This window comes from Saccharibacillus sp. JS10 (genome assembly GCF_024436065.1).
Classification (GTDB): Bacteria; Bacillota; Bacilli; order Paenibacillales; family Paenibacillaceae; genus Saccharibacillus.
In genome coordinates this window covers 557,107-572,591 of record NZ_JANFNS010000002.1, presented here as the reverse complement: position 1 = coordinate 572,591, position 15,485 = coordinate 557,107, and the positions used below count along the sequence as shown (strand labels likewise).

15 protein-coding genes are annotated in these 15,485 nt (G+C 47.1%); 2 read left to right on the top strand and 13 right to left on the bottom strand.

What is annotated here, in order from left to right:
* Positions 1-34: 34 nt before the first annotated feature.
* From NOM90_RS08015 to cysT, 8 genes are all read right to left on the bottom strand, one after another.
* Positions 35-379 (bottom strand): hypothetical protein, encoded by a 345-nt coding sequence (locus tag NOM90_RS08015; protein WP_255941196.1) that lies wholly within the window; start codon positions 377-379, stop codon positions 35-37.
* Between the two features lie 24 nt (positions 380-403).
* Complete coding sequence (locus tag NOM90_RS08010) at positions 404-1,573, bottom strand: glycoside hydrolase family 88 protein (RefSeq protein WP_255941195.1); 1,170 nt, start codon at positions 1,571-1,573, stop codon at positions 404-406.
* Complete coding sequence (locus tag NOM90_RS08005) at positions 1,560-1,805, bottom strand: hypothetical protein (RefSeq protein ID WP_255941194.1); 246 nt, start codon at positions 1,803-1,805, stop codon at positions 1,560-1,562. The genes NOM90_RS08010 and NOM90_RS08005 overlap by 14 nt, the downstream gene beginning before the upstream one ends.
* A 37-nt stretch (positions 1,806-1,842) precedes the next feature.
* Entirely contained in the window at positions 1,843-2,622 is a 780-nt protein-coding gene (locus NOM90_RS08000; RefSeq protein ID WP_255941193.1) for an MBL fold metallo-hydrolase, read from the bottom strand.
* A gap of 375 nt (positions 2,623-2,997) precedes the next feature.
* A complete protein-coding gene (locus NOM90_RS07995; RefSeq protein WP_255941853.1) occupies positions 2,998-4,023 on the bottom strand; it encodes a sulfate ABC transporter substrate-binding protein in 1,026 nt (341 codons plus the stop codon).
* Positions 4,024-4,134: 111 nt separating this feature from the next.
* The gene (locus NOM90_RS07990) at positions 4,135-5,202 is read right to left on the bottom strand and encodes a sulfate/molybdate ABC transporter ATP-binding protein (protein ID WP_255941192.1); all 1,068 of its coding nucleotides are present in this window, start codon (positions 5,200-5,202) and stop codon (positions 4,135-4,137) included.
* Position 5,203: 1 nt separating this feature from the next.
* Positions 5,204-6,001: a sulfate ABC transporter permease subunit gene (locus NOM90_RS07985; RefSeq protein ID WP_255941190.1), complete on the bottom strand. Its 798-nt coding sequence runs from the start codon at positions 5,999-6,001 to the stop codon at positions 5,204-5,206.
* A 3-nt stretch (positions 6,002-6,004) separates the two neighbouring features.
* Positions 6,005-6,838, bottom strand: a complete 834-nt coding sequence (cysT, locus tag NOM90_RS07980; protein ID WP_255941188.1) for a sulfate ABC transporter permease subunit CysT — start codon at positions 6,836-6,838, stop codon at positions 6,005-6,007.
* Positions 6,839-7,212: 374 nt separating this feature from the next.
* On the opposite strand from cysT, the gene NOM90_RS07975 reads away from it, so the two are divergent.
* Both NOM90_RS07975 and NOM90_RS07970 read left to right on the top strand, forming a co-directional pair.
* The gene (locus NOM90_RS07975) at positions 7,213-7,614 is read left to right on the top strand and encodes a secondary thiamine-phosphate synthase enzyme YjbQ (RefSeq protein WP_255941187.1); all 402 of its coding nucleotides are present in this window, start codon (positions 7,213-7,215) and stop codon (positions 7,612-7,614) included.
* A gap of 127 nt (positions 7,615-7,741) precedes the next feature.
* Positions 7,742-8,686, top strand: coding sequence for an Rpn family recombination-promoting nuclease/putative transposase (locus NOM90_RS07970; protein WP_255941186.1), 945 nt, complete (start codon positions 7,742-7,744; stop codon positions 8,684-8,686).
* A 114-nt stretch (positions 8,687-8,800) separates the two neighbouring features.
* Here the strand turns inward: NOM90_RS07970 and NOM90_RS07965 are convergent, their stop codons facing one another.
* From NOM90_RS07965 to NOM90_RS07945, 5 genes are all read right to left on the bottom strand, one after another.
* Entirely contained in the window at positions 8,801-9,406 is a 606-nt protein-coding gene (locus NOM90_RS07965; RefSeq protein ID WP_255941185.1) for a TetR/AcrR family transcriptional regulator, read from the bottom strand.
* A 5-nt stretch (positions 9,407-9,411) separates the two neighbouring features.
* On the bottom strand, positions 9,412-10,044 hold the full coding sequence (locus NOM90_RS07960; RefSeq protein WP_255941184.1) for a YigZ family protein: 633 nt from the start codon (positions 10,042-10,044) through the stop codon (positions 9,412-9,414).
* A gap of 186 nt (positions 10,045-10,230) precedes the next feature.
* Complete coding sequence (locus tag NOM90_RS07955) at positions 10,231-11,586, bottom strand: glucose-6-phosphate isomerase (RefSeq protein WP_255941183.1); 1,356 nt, start codon at positions 11,584-11,586, stop codon at positions 10,231-10,233.
* Positions 11,587-11,738: 152 nt separating this feature from the next.
* The gene (tkt, locus tag NOM90_RS07950) at positions 11,739-13,757 is read right to left on the bottom strand and encodes a transketolase (RefSeq protein ID WP_255941182.1); all 2,019 of its coding nucleotides are present in this window, start codon (positions 13,755-13,757) and stop codon (positions 11,739-11,741) included.
* A 239-nt stretch (positions 13,758-13,996) separates the two neighbouring features.
* Entirely contained in the window at positions 13,997-15,457 is a 1,461-nt protein-coding gene (locus NOM90_RS07945) for a carboxylesterase/lipase family protein (RefSeq protein ID WP_255941180.1), read from the bottom strand.
* Positions 15,458-15,485 lie beyond the last annotated feature (28 nt).

Sequence of the window (15,485 nt, the reverse complement as noted above, 5' to 3'; positions counted from 1 at the left end):
GCCCGAAGCTTATCGCTTTCGGGCTTTTTGCTGCTTAGTCTTTATTCGGAAACGGGACTTTTTTCGTCCATTTCCGTCCGGTTAAACGAAGCGCCCAAGCGATGATCGTCCATATGACGGTGACGCCCATAAGCGGGAACATAAATAACAGCGGAATATCAATCAAAGCTCCGATATAGTCGGGGTTCAACCATTGGTAAATCAAGCCGGGCAAGGTAGCGAGCAATCCAATTCCCAATAAAATCCCGCAGCTTATCCAAGCTCGGCGCGAAAATCGCATAGCCGCAGCCAGAAGCGCAAGCAACACAAGTAGTTCAGCTATCCAAATTAAACGAAACAATGGATCGGGAAACGCTTCGGCAGGGTTCAATAACCACATAACCTTTCCTCCCCTTTCTCATGTTCAAAATAATCCTGAATATCCTCGCAATTTTGCTAGACCTTCCAAGAAAAAATAATCGCCGTAAATAATCGGTACATTCAAAGATCGACGCTCGGGATAATGCACGGTACCCAAGATCACCAATCCTTCTTCGTCTGCTGGCGCGCTAAAATGAACATGTAATCCGTGAAGTAGACGGGACGCTTCTTGGCGGTAAAAATCTCCCCGAGACGAATGTTTGGCTAATTCCAGTAGCCCGCTCGCGGCAATCGCTGTTGCCGAAGAATCTTTTGCCCCGCGATGCGGTTCGGTCGCTCGAAAATCCCAGACCGGTACAATTTCTTCCCCAAGCGATGCTAAAAAGAAATCGGCTATGCCTTCGGCAGCTTGCAAATACGCGGCATGACCGGTGTAACCGTAAGCCAATGCAAATCCATGCAAAGCCCAGGATGTCCCCCGTGCCCAAGCTGATCCTTTAGCAAAGCCCTGACCTCCATGCTCGGTAAGCATTTCGCCGGTTTCAGGATCAAATTCAACGGTGTGGCATACTGAGTAACCAGATCGAATAAAATGCTTTAGCACAGTATGGGCATGACGGTTCGCAATATGCGCAAAACGCGGATCGCCTGTTTCTTCCGAAGCCCAATACAGTAGCGGCAGATTCATCATGCAATCGATAATCGCTACGCCGCGCGTATCCATATGCGCACTTTCGAAATTCCAAGCTCGAATAAAAGCACCGGATTCGTTATACCTCGCCGCGAGAAGATTAGCAGCCAACAGACTTCGACGTCTCGAATCTTGCTCTCCATATTGCTTATACGTAGCCACTCCTGTCAGCAGCCAGATAAACCCCAAATCATGATCGACCTGCTCGGGATCGCCAAGCACTTGCTCCAACCGAATTTCGCATTCGTTTGCCGATTGGCGTAGCTCTGGATCACCCGACTCTCGCCCTACCAGATGCAAGATACCCGGGTAAAATCCGGCTGTCCACCACTGCGGCGACTCCGATTGATACATGCCATCTTGCACGACATGCGGAAACGAAGCACCGACTCGTTGGTGTAACTGATGTACTTTATGCGATGATTCTTGCCAAGCTTGCTCGATCCATAAATCGCTTTCATTTGTAGGTAAGCCAAACACAAGATTATGTTTGACCGCATCGTTATCTTTATTCGTTCTCATGTTCTTTTTTGAACTCGGCTGCCGCTTCTTTCATACGTGGATCGACTTGACCGATCTGATTCCCTTCGTGCATATCGGCGCGTTCGTCTACCGATTTTTCTTTTTCGACGTCTCGCGGCTCCATCGTACCGTCATCCCGCAGATTTGTAGCTTCATCCAACGTTGGATCAACTCGTCCATCCAGTGGGTCGGACGTGTGTTTTTTGTTTTTTTCGTCATGATATTCGCTCATCATAAATCCCTCCATATTTGAAAAAATTTTTGATTGGTTACCGTGTTAATCGTTCAATCATTCCTGTTCGTGCCGTAGATACTGCTATAGGCAGATCGGGCAATTTGTTCAGATCGACGTCGTGCGACATATGCGTATACACCGTGCGTGCTGGATTGATTTTAGGCAAAAGTTCTGCCGCTTCGCGCATATCGTATACCGAACGCGTCTCATACGGTGCATCTTCTTGTACGAAGCTCGTACCTAAAATCAATAAATCCGTGTTTTTCATCGGCGCAAGCTCGTTGTCGGACAATCCGATCGAGTCGGAACAATATACCCAGCAGAAATTATCTTTTTTAAGCCTATATGCATACGAATACCCGTTCTTTCCATGATTGACCCTCCAACTGAAAATCGACCAGCCGCCAAGCACCAGATCCGGCTCTACTTTTCGAAGCTCAATGTTGCGCTCCAACCACGGATAACGATCTATGATCGCGTCCAGCACTTCGCCAGGCGCATACAATATACCTTGCATCCCTGTCCATCGACACTGATCTGCCCATTCCGGCAATCCGCCGATGTGATCGAAATGCGCGTGCGTCACCAAGATCGTATCGACCGTACGAATCTTTTGCGCTTCCATCTGCACTCGCCAATCCGGTCCGCAATCTATCAAAAAACGTCCAAACTCACCTTCTACCGATACCAGCGACCGCAACCTCCGATTCACTCCGGTATCCCGTGCTTCTTGGCAAACTTCACATTCACAATATACCCGAGGAACCCCCATCGCATCCCCTGTCCCCCAAAACACAACCCGATCTTCCACCATTCTTCCCCTTCCATCGTTCCATCCTATTAAACTTCCTCAAAATGACTCCCTTGCTTCCTCTCTATAAACTATACCCCATTTCCCTACCTTCTCTAACGCAAAAAAACGCTAGCCCGCGTCCCCGCCACCCAACGTTTCTCATAATCTCATCTTTTATATATTATCTTTCCATCTCTTATCTTTCCATCTCTTATCTTTTCATCCCTAATCTTTAATCTTTAATCTTTGAATTTTTTAAATCTTTTCCCCCTCCCCTACCTTCCCCACGACGATGCGACGCAGGCGAGGGAATTTCGAATTGAGCGACTTTCGGCTTTCCGCAAGGAAAACGAGCTAGAGCGAAAGTCGAAATTCCCTCGCCCTCGCCCCAGCATCTCAAATTCCCGCCAATACCTGATACCAGATCCCGCGCTTCGAATAAAGCGTATCGCGTACTTCTCCCCATCCACCCAAATACTCAATATCGAATAATCCTGAGGGTACCGGATAATCTTTTTCAAACTTCGCGTACACTTCAGGATTGGTCGGACGGAATCCATTTTCCGCAAACACTTCTTGAGCTTGCTGCGACCACAAAAAATCAAGAAAAGCTTCGGCAACTTCTCGCGTCCCGTGCTTATCTACATTACGATCTACGACCGCCGCCGGATTTTCGATCAGAATCGTATCGTCCGGTACGACGACTTCGTATTTGGCGCCTTTTTTGATCCGTGCGACTAGTTCATTTTCATACGTGACCAACGCATCGCCTACCCCGTATTCAAAAGCCGCCATCGAAGCACGACCGCTTTTATCCAAAGATTCGATATTGGCATGAACCGATTCTAAAAAAGCTTTCGCAAATGCTGGGTCTTTTTTGCCTTCTTCACGTTCAGATTCTTTGAGACCTGCTCCATAGATCGCATTAATATCCCATTGTGCACCGCCGGACGTTTTCGGATTCGGATATAACACTTTGACTCCCGGTTTCGCTAAATCCGCAAAACTTCGAATCCCCAGCGGATTTCTTTCACGCGTTCCGATTACCGCAACCGAAGTCGTAATCATACCGCCATCCGGCTTATCTTTCCAATCTTTGTTGACTAGTTCAGCTTTCGTCAGCTTATCGATATCGCCTTCTAATGACAGCAGTGCCACATCAGCTTCGAACCCTCCGACGATAGCGCGAGCTTGCGTACCGGAAGCTTCATACGATTCTTGAAAAGTCACCGTTTGGCCGGTTTCTTCTTTCCACTTTTTCTGAAATAACGGAATGATATCTTGCACCGAATCTTTGACGACGCTATAAGCACCGATTACCAGCGTCACATCACCTTGCGGCGCAGTTCCTCCGCTAGCTTCGGCTTGATCTGCTGACGACGAACATCCTGCAAACAAGGAAGCCATGAGCGATAGCACCATACCTAGCGACAACAGACGTTTGGATCTTTGAATAGTAGATGCACTACGTTTGCGTTGATCCTTATCTTTCACGGTTTTCACACCCTCGTTTTTTTGTGATATTGCTCGTCATTAGATCATCATCGACATCGGATCGAGTTTGAATCGGTTTTCGGCTATCCAACTTTTTTCTTCGTTATATAGATAAGCACGGTGTACCATCACTCGAACGGGATCGCCGACTTGCAACGGTTCTTTTTCCAAAGACCGGTACGTAATCAGCTTCTGGTCGCCCACCTGCACTTCAACCAACCATTGATTGCCGCGAAAATGCAGATGATTGACGACTCCTTCTTCGGTAGCCGACAATAACGGGAATTCGTTCGGACGCCCAACTTCGATATATTCGGGACGGATCAGCGCTTTGGTGCCTGGTCTTTCCGCGGCGCGATCAAATCCGTGTAAACGAGCAGCGTGCTCGACTTGCGTCGATTCTCCGATAAAAGATGCTACGAAAGGCGTCGCAGGTTGTTTGTAAATATCCCACGGCGTACCTTTTTGCTCGACTTTCCCTTGACTGATGACCATAATTTCGTCGGCAACTTCGATCGCTTCTTCTTGGTCATGCGTCACAAAAATAGAAGTAATGCCTACACGCTCAATCAGTTCACGTAACCAGATCCGCAATTCTTGCCGGATTTTCGCGTCGATCGCCGCAAATGGTTCATCGAGCAAAAGAAGTTGGGGTTCGGGCGCAAGCGCGCGGGCAAAAGCGACGCGTTGACGCTGCCCTCCGGACAATTGCTGCGGATAACGTTGCTCGAATCCTTTTAGCCCCGTTAACTCAACCAATTCGGTAACTCGCTCATGGATTCTCGCTTTCGGCGTTTTTTGGACTTTTAATCCATAGGCAATATTTTCGAAAACAGTCATATGCTTAAATAACGCGTAATTTTGAAAAACAAAGCCGATGCCCCGCTCTTGCGGCGGCAATTTGTTCACGGATTTTCCGTGGAATCTGATTTCGCCTTGATCCGGGCTTTCCAGCCCGGCAAGCATCCGTAGTATGGACGTTTTGCCGCCGCCGCTTGGACCGAGCAAACCGATCAGATGCCCTTTTTGAATATCGAACGAGACGTCTTTGACGGCATGAAAATTACCGAAATGCTTATCTAAGCCGCGTACTTCCACATGCTGCATGTCAATGCACTTCCCTTCTTTTTTTCGTCCATTCCATGAGCAGCAGCAATGCCGCCGAGAAAGCCGCCAAGATCAATGCAATTCCGCCAGCCGCTGCAATATTAAAGTTTTCCACGTCTTGATAGACAAGGGTTGTAGCGGTCTGCGTGCGATTGATAATATTACCGGATACGACGAGTACGGCTCCAAATTCGCCCATCGAACGCGCAATCGTGAGTACCGCTCCATACGCGACGCCCCAACGAATCGAAGGCCAAGTGACGCGCCGGAACGTTGTCCATCCATAAGCGCCGAGTGTTGCCGAAGCTTGCTCTTGGTCGTCACCGATTTCTTCGAGTACCGGCATAATCTCCCGCACCATTAGAGGAAACGTCACGAATAAAGTCGCAATGACCATCCCCGGAAACGCGTATACGATATTCAGCCCGAGTTTTGCAAAAAAAGCGCCAAGCGCTGTATCGGGACCGACCAACAATACGATCATTAGTCCACCGATCACAGGAGAAACCGCATAAGGCAGATCGACAATACTGTTCATTACACTGCGTAATCTGCGATTCAGCCATTTGCCTCGGACAAGATATAACGCCGTCATAATACCGAATATCCCGTTAAGGATCGTTACGCATAACACGACTAAGCCGGTCATCATCAAAGCATGCAGCGCTTCCGGGCGACTGATCGATTCGACAAAGCCTGACCATCCGCCGGAAAAAGCGCTTTGCGTCATTTTGACCAAAGGAGCAATCAGCAGCACAGCGAACACGATATACGTGAGAATAATCCATAACTTTTTCATTGATTATTCCCTCCTTCCGCGGCGCTGTACTCGGTTGATGATCCATAAAATCAGCAGCGATAACGTCAGCAACAATACAGAAACCGCAGCCGCTCCCAGGTTGTTGTCACTTTCAACCTCCCCGTAAATAAAAACGGACGCGGTCAGCGTTTTTGCCGGAATGTTGCCTGCTACCAATACGACAGCTCCAAACTCCGCTAAAGCTCGGGAAAAAGCCAACATCGCGCCTCCGGCGATTCCCGGTGTAATTTGCGGCAAAATGACTTTGAAAAAAGTTGTGGAACGAGAAGCGCCCAGTGTATAAGAAGCTTCTTCTGCCGAACCGTCCATTTCTTCAAGTAGCGGTTGAATCGCGCGAATGACAAAAGGAAACGTCACGAATACCATCGCGATAACGATTGCCGGCTGGTGAAATACGATATCGAAGCCAAGACGTTCGGCAAGACCGCCGATCCAACTATTTGGACCAAGCAGCAGCAAGATCATCAGCCCGCCTACCGCGGTCGGTAAAGCAAAAGGCAGATCGACCAGACTGTTCAGAATCGTTCTTCCCACAAAGCGGTAACGCACTAAAACCCAAGCGATCATGGTCCCGATCAACACGTTGATTACCGTCGCGATCAGCGCAAGCTTGAGGGTTAGCAATACGGCTTTCCAAGCGATTGGATCCGAGATACTTTCCCAAAAAGGCGTCCACCCTTCGCTAAACGCATACACATAAACACCGGTAATCGGAAGCACAATTAAAACTACAAAATAAAGCAATACCGTTGTCCGAAATCCATAGGTCCACCCTTTGTGACGTAGCCATGACGTTTGCACCGGATCTTCCTCCATTTTAAAAAAGGTCGCCCTTTTTCATTATTCCTATTAGTCTAGTCGGTTTAACTTACTGCATAATGTATCAGGGTTGGAGGTGAGCGTCAATCTTCTTTTTTTCGAAATGGGAGAAAGGGGGGAGCATTGGGGGCGCCGCGAGCGTGTTTCGACCTGCGCTTCGTTGTCCTTTCCCCTTTTGATTGGAATAAAAGATGTAGGTAAGGGGAAAGAGCAAAGGCGCTTCGGTTCGAAACACGCTCGCGGCTGGGCAATGTGGTGGGTGAAGGGTAATATAAGAACATAGAGAGCTGCTGCTGCGATAAAATGTGAAGTTGGGATAAGATATAGATTTGTGAAGAGAGTTAATGATAAAGATAAAAGGAGGAGATGGTATGTTGCATACTGTGGAATTGTCTACTTCGCGTCGGGATGAGATTGTGGATATTACGGGGCACGTGAAAGAATTGGTGCAGAAAAGTGGGATTAAAGAAGGGATTGTGATGGTGTATTGTCCGCATACGACGGCTGGGATTGCGATTAACGAAAATGCGGACCCGGATGTAAAGCGGGATATTTTGATGATTTTGGACGAAGTGTATTCGTGGGAACATCCGAAATACCGCCATGCGGAAGGCAACACAGCGGCACATCTTAAAGCGATCACTTGCGGTTCGTCGCAGACGATGATGATTGATGGCGGGAAATTAGTGCTTGGGACTTGGCAAGGGGTGTATTTTTGCGAGTTCGATGGCCCTCGTACGCGGACATTTAAGGTGAAGATTATTGAAGGTTAGTTGAAATAGATTCTAGCTAAAATGATGTAAAAACGTAATTTATTGCGTATTTGCATCATTTTTATATCTAAAACTGTATTCATTCTTCTGATTTCCTTTTATAATTAAAAAGAAAACGGAGTTGATTATGGTGGAGTTGCTTGACCCTCGAAATGACTTTTTATTCAAACGTATATTTGGAAGCGAAGAAAATCGGGATGTTCTATTGGCTTTTCTAAATCGTACTTTTACTGAAGTTGGGCAACCCCCTTTAAGCGAGATTTTACTACTTAACCCTTATACAGATAAAGACTCACCCAGCGATAAGCAGTCCATTTTGGATATTCGAGCGCGAACGGTAGCAGGCGAACTTATTAATGTTGAAATGCAGCTATTTAACCGATACGATATGGAAAAGCGAACACTGTTTTATTGGAGTAAACAATATGGGAGCCAATTGGTCGAAGGTCAATCTTATGATACGCTAAAACGCTGTGTAACTATCAATATTCTAAATTTTTCTTTATTGCCGAACGAACTTTATCATAGTGTATTTCATCTGCGTGAAGACCGTACAGGTATACCGTTGACTGACGATATTGAGATTCATTTTCTAGAATTACCCAAGTTACAAGAACATGCTGTGGATCTTGAAGAAGGCGGACTTGCAAACTGGTTATTATTCCTTAAAGGTGTCGATCATACTCATTGGGAGGTGCTGACCATGAACGAGCCAAAATTAAAAAAAGCCATGAATACGTTAGAGTTTTTGAGTCAAGATAAAGAATTACGTATGGAATATGAAGCTCGGCAAAAGTTTTTGCACGATCAAGCTTCAATGATGAATGCAGCAAAAAATGCGGAAGCTTTTGGATTTAAGTATGGCATGAAGCAAGGCTTGCAACAAGGCATTGAGCAAGGCATTGAGCAAGGCATACAGAAAGGGATTGAGCAAGGGATTACCGAAGGAATTCAACGTGGTATTGAAGATACAGCTCGGCGCTTATTAAAAATGCAATTAAGCACTGAAGGAGTAGCTGAGGCTACAGGTTTAACGATTCCCCAAGTCGAACATCTTCGAAAGTCTTTATAATACATGCAAAAAAACGTTAACCCTTGTAGCTTTTTGAAAAGCTGAAGGGTTAACGTTTTTTCAATTCGCTCGCTTCCATAAATCAACGCATCGAAGCGTTTGGCTTGTACTTATTCAGTGTTGTGAAGCAGGCAGCTGTAGAGGCGCGCACAAAATACGCACATGTGCGATTGCGGCAGCTTGTATGTCTTCAAAAGAAGACTTTTCATGAATATAGTACGAAACAAAACCATGCACAGACAAAAATAGGCTCAGTGGAATATTTTTCAAAGACTCTTCGCTATATACTCCGTTTTGATCCAAATGCTGCCTGACGATCGAAGCGAATAAATCCAGACATCGCCCTTGTTCGTTTCGACAATAAGCCAGTAATTCTTCGTCGCGCGTCATAAACATAATTTCGTACTGATGCGGATGATCCAAACCGAACCGGATAAATTCCAGCAATAACAATTCGGTACGTGTAAATCCTTCAACTTCTGGAGCATGGACTACACTGTTCAAGGAGCTCGATAAATAACCGAAATCTTCAATGACGATTGCGTAAAACAGCTCCGCTTTTTCTTTAAAATGATAATAGAGCGAACCGTGGCTGTAGCCTAGATGTTGTCCGATACTGCGCATCGAAATCGCACGGTATCCTTTGGTGATAAACAAATGTCTGGCGGCTTCCAAGATTCGCTCCCGCGACAGTTCCTGCTCTACTGCTCTTCTCGCCATAGTCGTTATTCCCCTTCGATGTAATAAACCGGATCTCCTTTCACGATCTCGGCTTGTCCTTGAGTCAGATCGGTGATCCAAGAAATAAAACGATCGGCTTCCGCAAACAAAGGTAAACCCAGCAACGTCACTTTATCCGTAAAAACGGTTTCACCCGTACGAATATCGCGTCCACGCAGCTCATTTTCTATTTTGCCATGCCACGTATAGTCGATTGTAATAAATACTTGCGTATGTAGCACCTGCACAATTTCATCGCCGGATTCCACCGCAGCTACCGCTCCGTCTGCATAAGCCCGAATCAGTCCTCCTGCACCCAACATAATCCCTCCGAAATAGCGAGTGACCACGACCGCAACATTTTTTAACTCCCGATTTTTTAGCACTTCCAAAATAGGTTTACCGGCGGTTCCACTTGGTTCTCCGTCGTCGGACTGTCTTTGGATTTCATCACGCTCGCCGAGCAGGTAAGCGGAACAATTATGAGTAGCGTCGCGATGAAGTTTTTTGATTTCGTCGATAAAAGCGATCGCTTCTTCTTCGGTATCGACAGGTCGGATATGACCGATAAAACGCGATTTACGAATCACTATTTCTTGATTGCCTTCTGTTCTGACTGTCTTGTAACGTTCCAACATAGATGTTTTCGAACCTTTCCTTATAGTAGAAAGCAGTTCCCCGTTTGAGCGATTGCGTAAAACGCAAAGCTTACGGATGAACTGCTTTCTTCTGTTTGGTCCGATTATCCGCGGCTAGCGAATTAACCGGTGGTTATTCTCTTATTAAAACAGGATTTTACGTTTCCGTAAAGATTGATGTCAGAATTATTCCGACAAACGGGATTCCAATTCTGCTTTTTCTTTTTCGAAACCTGGTTTTCCGAGCAAAGCGAACATGTTTTTCTTGTATGCTTCAACGCCCGGTTGGTCGAATGGGTTCACGCCCAGCAAGTAGCCGCTGATGCCGCAAGCTTTTTCGAAGAAGTAGACCAGGTAGCCGAATGTATACGGACTAAAGTCTTTGATATTTACGATCAGGTTCGGTACTTGACCATCGGTATGAGCAAGCATTGTACCTTGGAACGCCTTTTTATTGACGAAGTCCATCGTTTTACCAGCGAGGAAGTTCAGACCGTCCAGATCGTCTGCGTCTTCTTCGATCGTGATTTGCTCGGATACATTTTCCACTTGGATAACCGTTTCGAAAATGTTACGGCTACCTTCTTGGATAAATTGACCCATCGAGTGCAAATCAGTCGAGAAGTCCACCGAAGACGGATAGATCCCTTTGAAATCTTTACCTTCACTTTCGCCGAAAAGTTGTTTCCACCATTCCGATACGAAGTGCAGCGAAGGCTCATAGTTTACCAAGATTTCTGTACCTTTGCCTTTGCGATACAGCGCGTTTCGAACCGCTGCGTATTGATACGCTTCGTTCTCTGCCACGTTCGGGTTCGAGAATTCGTCCGAAGCGTCAGCCGCACCTTGCATCATAGCATCAATATCAACACCCGCTGCTGCGATTGGCAACAGACCTACTGCTGTCAGCACCGAATAACGTCCGCCAACATCATCAGGAATCACGAATGATTCGTAACCTTCTTCGGTCGACAATTTTTTCAGAGCGCCGCGAGCTTGGTCTGTTGTTGCATAGATGCGTTTGCGAGCTTCTTCTTTGCCGTATTTCTTTTCCAGAGCCGCGCGGAAGATACGGAAAGCAATAGCCGGTTCTGTTGTTGTACCGGATTTGGAGATGACGTTAACCGAGAAGTCTTTGCCTTCTACCAGTTGAAGCAGATGAGCAAGGTAGGTCGAGCTGATGCTGTTCCCTGCGAAAAAGACTTGCGGGGTTTTGCGCTGCGATTTGTCTTGTACGTTGTAGAACGAGTTCGTCAACATTTCGATCGCTGCACGCGCACCCAGATACGAACCGCCAATCCCAATTACGATCAGTACTTCGGAGTCGCTTTGAATTTTTTCAGCCGCTTTTTTGATACGTGCAAATTCTTCTTTATCGTAAGCTTTCGGAAGATCGATCCAGCCGAGGTAATCCGAACCTACACCTGTTTTGTTATGAAGTTGCTCGTGAGCCAATTTGATCGGTTCTGCAAAATAATCGACTTCGTGCTGACCTACGAAACTCAGTGCTTTACTGTAATCAAAATGAACGTTTTTAGCCATGATAAAAATTCCTCCTCGTAAATGGACTGCTTCGATCTTCTATGCGATCTAATCTCAATCTTTCAAATAAAGCCGCCCCTATCGTTATCCAGCAGGAGTCCATCACGGATGCTCGCTTTCGCTTGGACGCCGTAGGGGCGGAGTTAAGTTAATTATTTAAGCAAAGCTTTCACTTTAGCGACTACATTTTCTGGGGTAAAGCCGTACTCTTCCATCACTTTACCACCTGGAGCCGAAGCGCCAAATGTGTCGATGCCGAGAATTGCACCTTCATCGCCTACATAACGCTCCCAGCCGAACGGGCTAGCCATTTCTACAGCCAGGCGAGCTTTGACGTCAGGAAGCAAGACCGAATCTTTGTAAGCTTTGTCTTGTTTTTCGAACAGATCCCAGCTTGGCATACTGATTACGCGAACTTGGATGCCTTCTTCGGCAAGTTTGGCTTGAGCTTTCACTGCCAATTGAACTTCCGAACCTGTGGCAATGATTTGCGCCGTTGGTTTGCCGTCTTTTGCGTCGGACACGACATAAGCACCGCGTGCCACGCCTTCCCAAGCGCCTTCGACTGTACCTTCAAGAATCGGCAAGTTTTGACGAGTCAATACCAGTGCAACCGGGTTTTCTTTGTTTTGGAGCGAGTAAGCCCAAGCCGCGGAAGTTTCGTTACCGTCTGCCGGACGAATAACGGTCAGACCCGGAATGATGCGGATCGAAGCCAATTGTTCGATCGGTTCATGCGTAGGGCCGTCTTCGCCAACTGCGATACTGTCGTGTGTCAGGACGTAAGTCACTGGCAACTTCATCAGCGAAGCCAAACGGATTGCTGGACGCAGGTAATCGGTAAATACGAAGAACGTACCGCCGAAGACTTTGATCCCGCCGTGAAGGGCGATACCGTTCATTGCGCCTGCCATACCGAATTCACGTACACCGTAGTAAATATTACGTCCGGCACGGTCTTGCGGCGTGAACACTGTAATATCGTTCAAGTGAGTCATTGTCGAACTTTCCAGATCGGCAGATCCACCGAACAATTGTGGGACGCGGTGTACAACACCGTTCAAAGCTTTACCGGAAGCCACGCGAGTCGACAAGTCTTTGTCTTCTGTTGTATATTTCGGCAGATCAGCATCCCAGCTTACTGGCAGATCGCTGTTGAATGCGTTCAAGAATTGAGCTGCCAATTCTGGATTTTCGTTTTGGAATTTCTCGAATTGGTCATCCCAGATTTTGTTGGTCAGTTCGCCTTTTTCTTTTACTTTAGCGAAATGCTCGCGAACTTCGTCTGGTACGAAGAAGTTTTCTTCGTGAACCCATTCGTAGAATTCTTTAGTCAGTTTGACTTCATCCGAACCCAGCGGCGAACCGTGAGGGCCTGCATGACCGCCTTTACCTTGTTTGTTCGGGCTACCGTAACCGATGATCGTTTTTACTTCGATCAATGTTGGGCGTCCCGTATCCATTTTAGCTTCTTCGATCGCTTTGGCAATCGCGTCCAGATCGTTACCGTCTTCTACGCGAAGCACTTGCCAACCGTAACCTTCGAAGCGTTTTTGTACGCTTTCGGAGAACGACAGCGAAGCTTCGCCGTCCAGCGTAATATCGTTAGAATCGTACAACATAACCAATTTGCCGAGCTGCATGTGACCTGCCATCGAAGCCGCTTCGTGAGATACGCCTTCCATCAAGTCGCCATCGCCGCAGATTGCATAGGTATAATGGTCGATGAGTTTGTAATCGCCTTTGTTATAGACAGAAGCCGTGTGTGCTTCTGCGATCGCCATACCGACTGCCATCGCCACGCCTTGACCCAGTGGGCCTGTCGTTGCGTCAACACCAGCAGTATGACCGAATTCCGGGTGACCCGGAGTTTTGCTTCCCCATTGACGGAACTGCTTGATTTCGTCCATCGGCAGATCGTAACCCGACAGGTGCAGCAAGCTGTAAAGCAACATCGAACCGTGTCCTGCAGACAGCACAAAACGGTCTCGGTTAACCCAAGTCGGGTTCGACGGATTGTGGTTCATTGTTTTTGCGAAAAGTTGGTAACCCATTGGAGCCGAACCCATCGGCATACCCGGGTGTCCTGAGTTTGCTTTTTCGATCGCATCGATCGAAAGTGTACGTACAGTAGCAATCGACAAATCGTCGATTTTAATATTGTTAGCCATGTTCTAATATCCTCCTCGGTCGTTTTCGGTGTTCCCGCAAACGGATTGTGAAGACTCCTATAGTCCAGTATATCACTTTGAAATATTCATTTCCATAGGATTCGAAACAAAGGCGAAATTTCATCCCTGCCTTTACTCCGATTTTTCGTCCATCTGTTCAATCTTTCTTTGACTTTTTACCCATCGCGCATGTAAATATTCGCTTTCTGGGCAAAATTAATAAAGATTTAATCAAAGGTTCAAATAAATAATTGCTGACGTTTCTGTTGCTGTGGATCTTGCTCCAGCTTCGAATTCGTATTAAAAATCATCGTATCGCGGGTCTCATTCTTATAAGGTGTCCACGGAAGTTCAGAAGTAGACGGATCGCCCGAAGCTGCAAAAGCTTGCCAAGCGCTGCGCATGGAATCGGATACTTGTTGCAAAGAAGAATCGACACGTACACCGACCAGTGGCAACAAAGCCGTATTCCCGAAAACAAAAGGCATTTCAGCCGCGTGCACCGCTTTTCCAAAGAAAGGATGTCCCGGAAAAGTCCAATCGAATCGATACATCCATACGGAAGCATACTGAGCTTGCGCTTCTGCAAATTGTAACGACGCTCTCCAGAAATACACATCGGTCATCATCTGTGCTTGTCCGTCTATCGTAGACGGATAAGCAGCTATCCAAGCTTCGACATCTTGCACACCCGTCAACGCTCGAATCGTATGCACCGTTTGCTCGGGCGATGTGACTTGCGATTGTTCACGGATAAAAAAGTGACCTTCGTCATGGTTCGTCCCGATCAGCAAATCTACACCTTTTGCCGCTCCTTGCGACACGGCAAGCAAAGGTTCCTCCGGCAATGTCGCTTCCTCTACAACCGGTTGGAAAGGTAACGCTGGCCAAGATTCCCCGGCTTGCGGCTGCATCTGCGAAGCTGCGATCATGAGCTCTTCAGAGGTAAACGTCTTGAGTCGTTCCAATTCTCCGCCATCAATATTCAAGCCGCGCAAAAAGGCTGCCGCGACAATCTCACCTTGAACAGACGACATGGATTGGGCGCCACCACTTTGCATAATCGCTTTACGGAACAATCCTTTTGCCGCAGGCATTGCCATTAATGCAGCGATACACATCGAACCCGCCGATTCGCCAAACAATGTCACGTTTCCGGGATCGCCGCCAAAAGCTTCGATATTATTTTTGATCCATTCTAGCGCTTGTACTTGATCCAACAATCCAACATTGGAATCAAATCCTTCGCCCAGCGGAGACAGATGCAAAAAGCCTAACGGCCCTAACCGATAATTCAACGAAACGACGACACATCGACTTTGCCGCGCCAGCACCGTGCCATCGTACAAAGGCAAGCTTGAAGAACCGGTGACGAAAGATCCTCCGTGAATCCATACCATAACAGGCAACTTCTCCGCCCGATCTTCCGGTGCCCAGACATTCAGGTATAGGCAATCTTCAGACATGGTGACGCCTGGAGAAGCAAAAATCGAATCTTCCGGCGGCTTCGGTTGCAAAGCAATCGAACCATAATTTAAAGCATCGCGCGTACCTTCCCAAGATGTAGGCGGCTGAGGAGCACGGAATCGTAGATCGCCAATCGGCGGCTGCGCATAAGGTACTCCTTTCCAAAAGGATACGCCATTCGAAGAACTTCCTCGCAATTGTCCTTGCTTGGTTTGAGTCATTGTATCTGCCATTTTGTCTCCTACCTTTCCGTATCGAAGA

Excerpts from the sequence above, each read along its gene's own strand:
- NOM90_RS07975 (WP_255941187.1), top strand. The coding sequence starts at position 7,213 with ATGTTGCATACTGTGGAATTGTCTACTTCGCGTCGGGATGAGATTGTG.
- NOM90_RS08015 (WP_255941196.1), bottom strand. The coding sequence starts at position 379 with ATGTGGTTATTGAACCCTGCCGAAGCGTTTCCCGATCCATTGTTTCGT.
- NOM90_RS07985 (WP_255941190.1), bottom strand. The coding sequence starts at position 6,001 with ATGAAAAAGTTATGGATTATTCTCACGTATATCGTGTTCGCTGTGCTG.
- NOM90_RS07995 (WP_255941853.1), bottom strand. The coding sequence starts at position 4,023 with ATGGTGCTATCGCTCATGGCTTCCTTGTTTGCAGGATGTTCGTCGTCA.
- cysT (WP_255941188.1), bottom strand. The coding sequence starts at position 6,838 with ATGGAGGAAGATCCGGTGCAAACGTCATGGCTACGTCACAAAGGGTGG.
- NOM90_RS07970 (WP_255941186.1), top strand. The coding sequence starts at position 7,742 with ATGGTGGAGTTGCTTGACCCTCGAAATGACTTTTTATTCAAACGTATA.
- tkt (WP_255941182.1), bottom strand. The coding sequence starts at position 13,757 with ATGGCTAACAATATTAAAATCGACGATTTGTCGATTGCTACTGTACGT.
- NOM90_RS07990 (WP_255941192.1), bottom strand. The coding sequence starts at position 5,202 with ATGCAGCATGTGGAAGTACGCGGCTTAGATAAGCATTTCGGTAATTTT.
- NOM90_RS07960 (WP_255941184.1), bottom strand. The coding sequence starts at position 10,044 with ATGTTGGAACGTTACAAGACAGTCAGAACAGAAGGCAATCAAGAAATA.
- NOM90_RS08010 (WP_255941195.1), bottom strand. The coding sequence starts at position 1,573 with ATGAGAACGAATAAAGATAACGATGCGGTCAAACATAATCTTGTGTTT.
- NOM90_RS08005 (WP_255941194.1), bottom strand. The coding sequence starts at position 1,805 with ATGAGCGAATATCATGACGAAAAAAACAAAAAACACACGTCCGACCCA.
- NOM90_RS07955 (WP_255941183.1), bottom strand. The coding sequence starts at position 11,586 with ATGGCTAAAAACGTTCATTTTGATTACAGTAAAGCACTGAGTTTCGTA.
- NOM90_RS07945 (WP_255941180.1), bottom strand. The coding sequence starts at position 15,457 with ATGGCAGATACAATGACTCAAACCAAGCAAGGACAATTGCGAGGAAGT.
- NOM90_RS07965 (WP_255941185.1), bottom strand. The coding sequence starts at position 9,406 with ATGGCGAGAAGAGCAGTAGAGCAGGAACTGTCGCGGGAGCGAATCTTG.
- NOM90_RS08000 (WP_255941193.1), bottom strand. The coding sequence starts at position 2,622 with ATGGTGGAAGATCGGGTTGTGTTTTGGGGGACAGGGGATGCGATGGGG.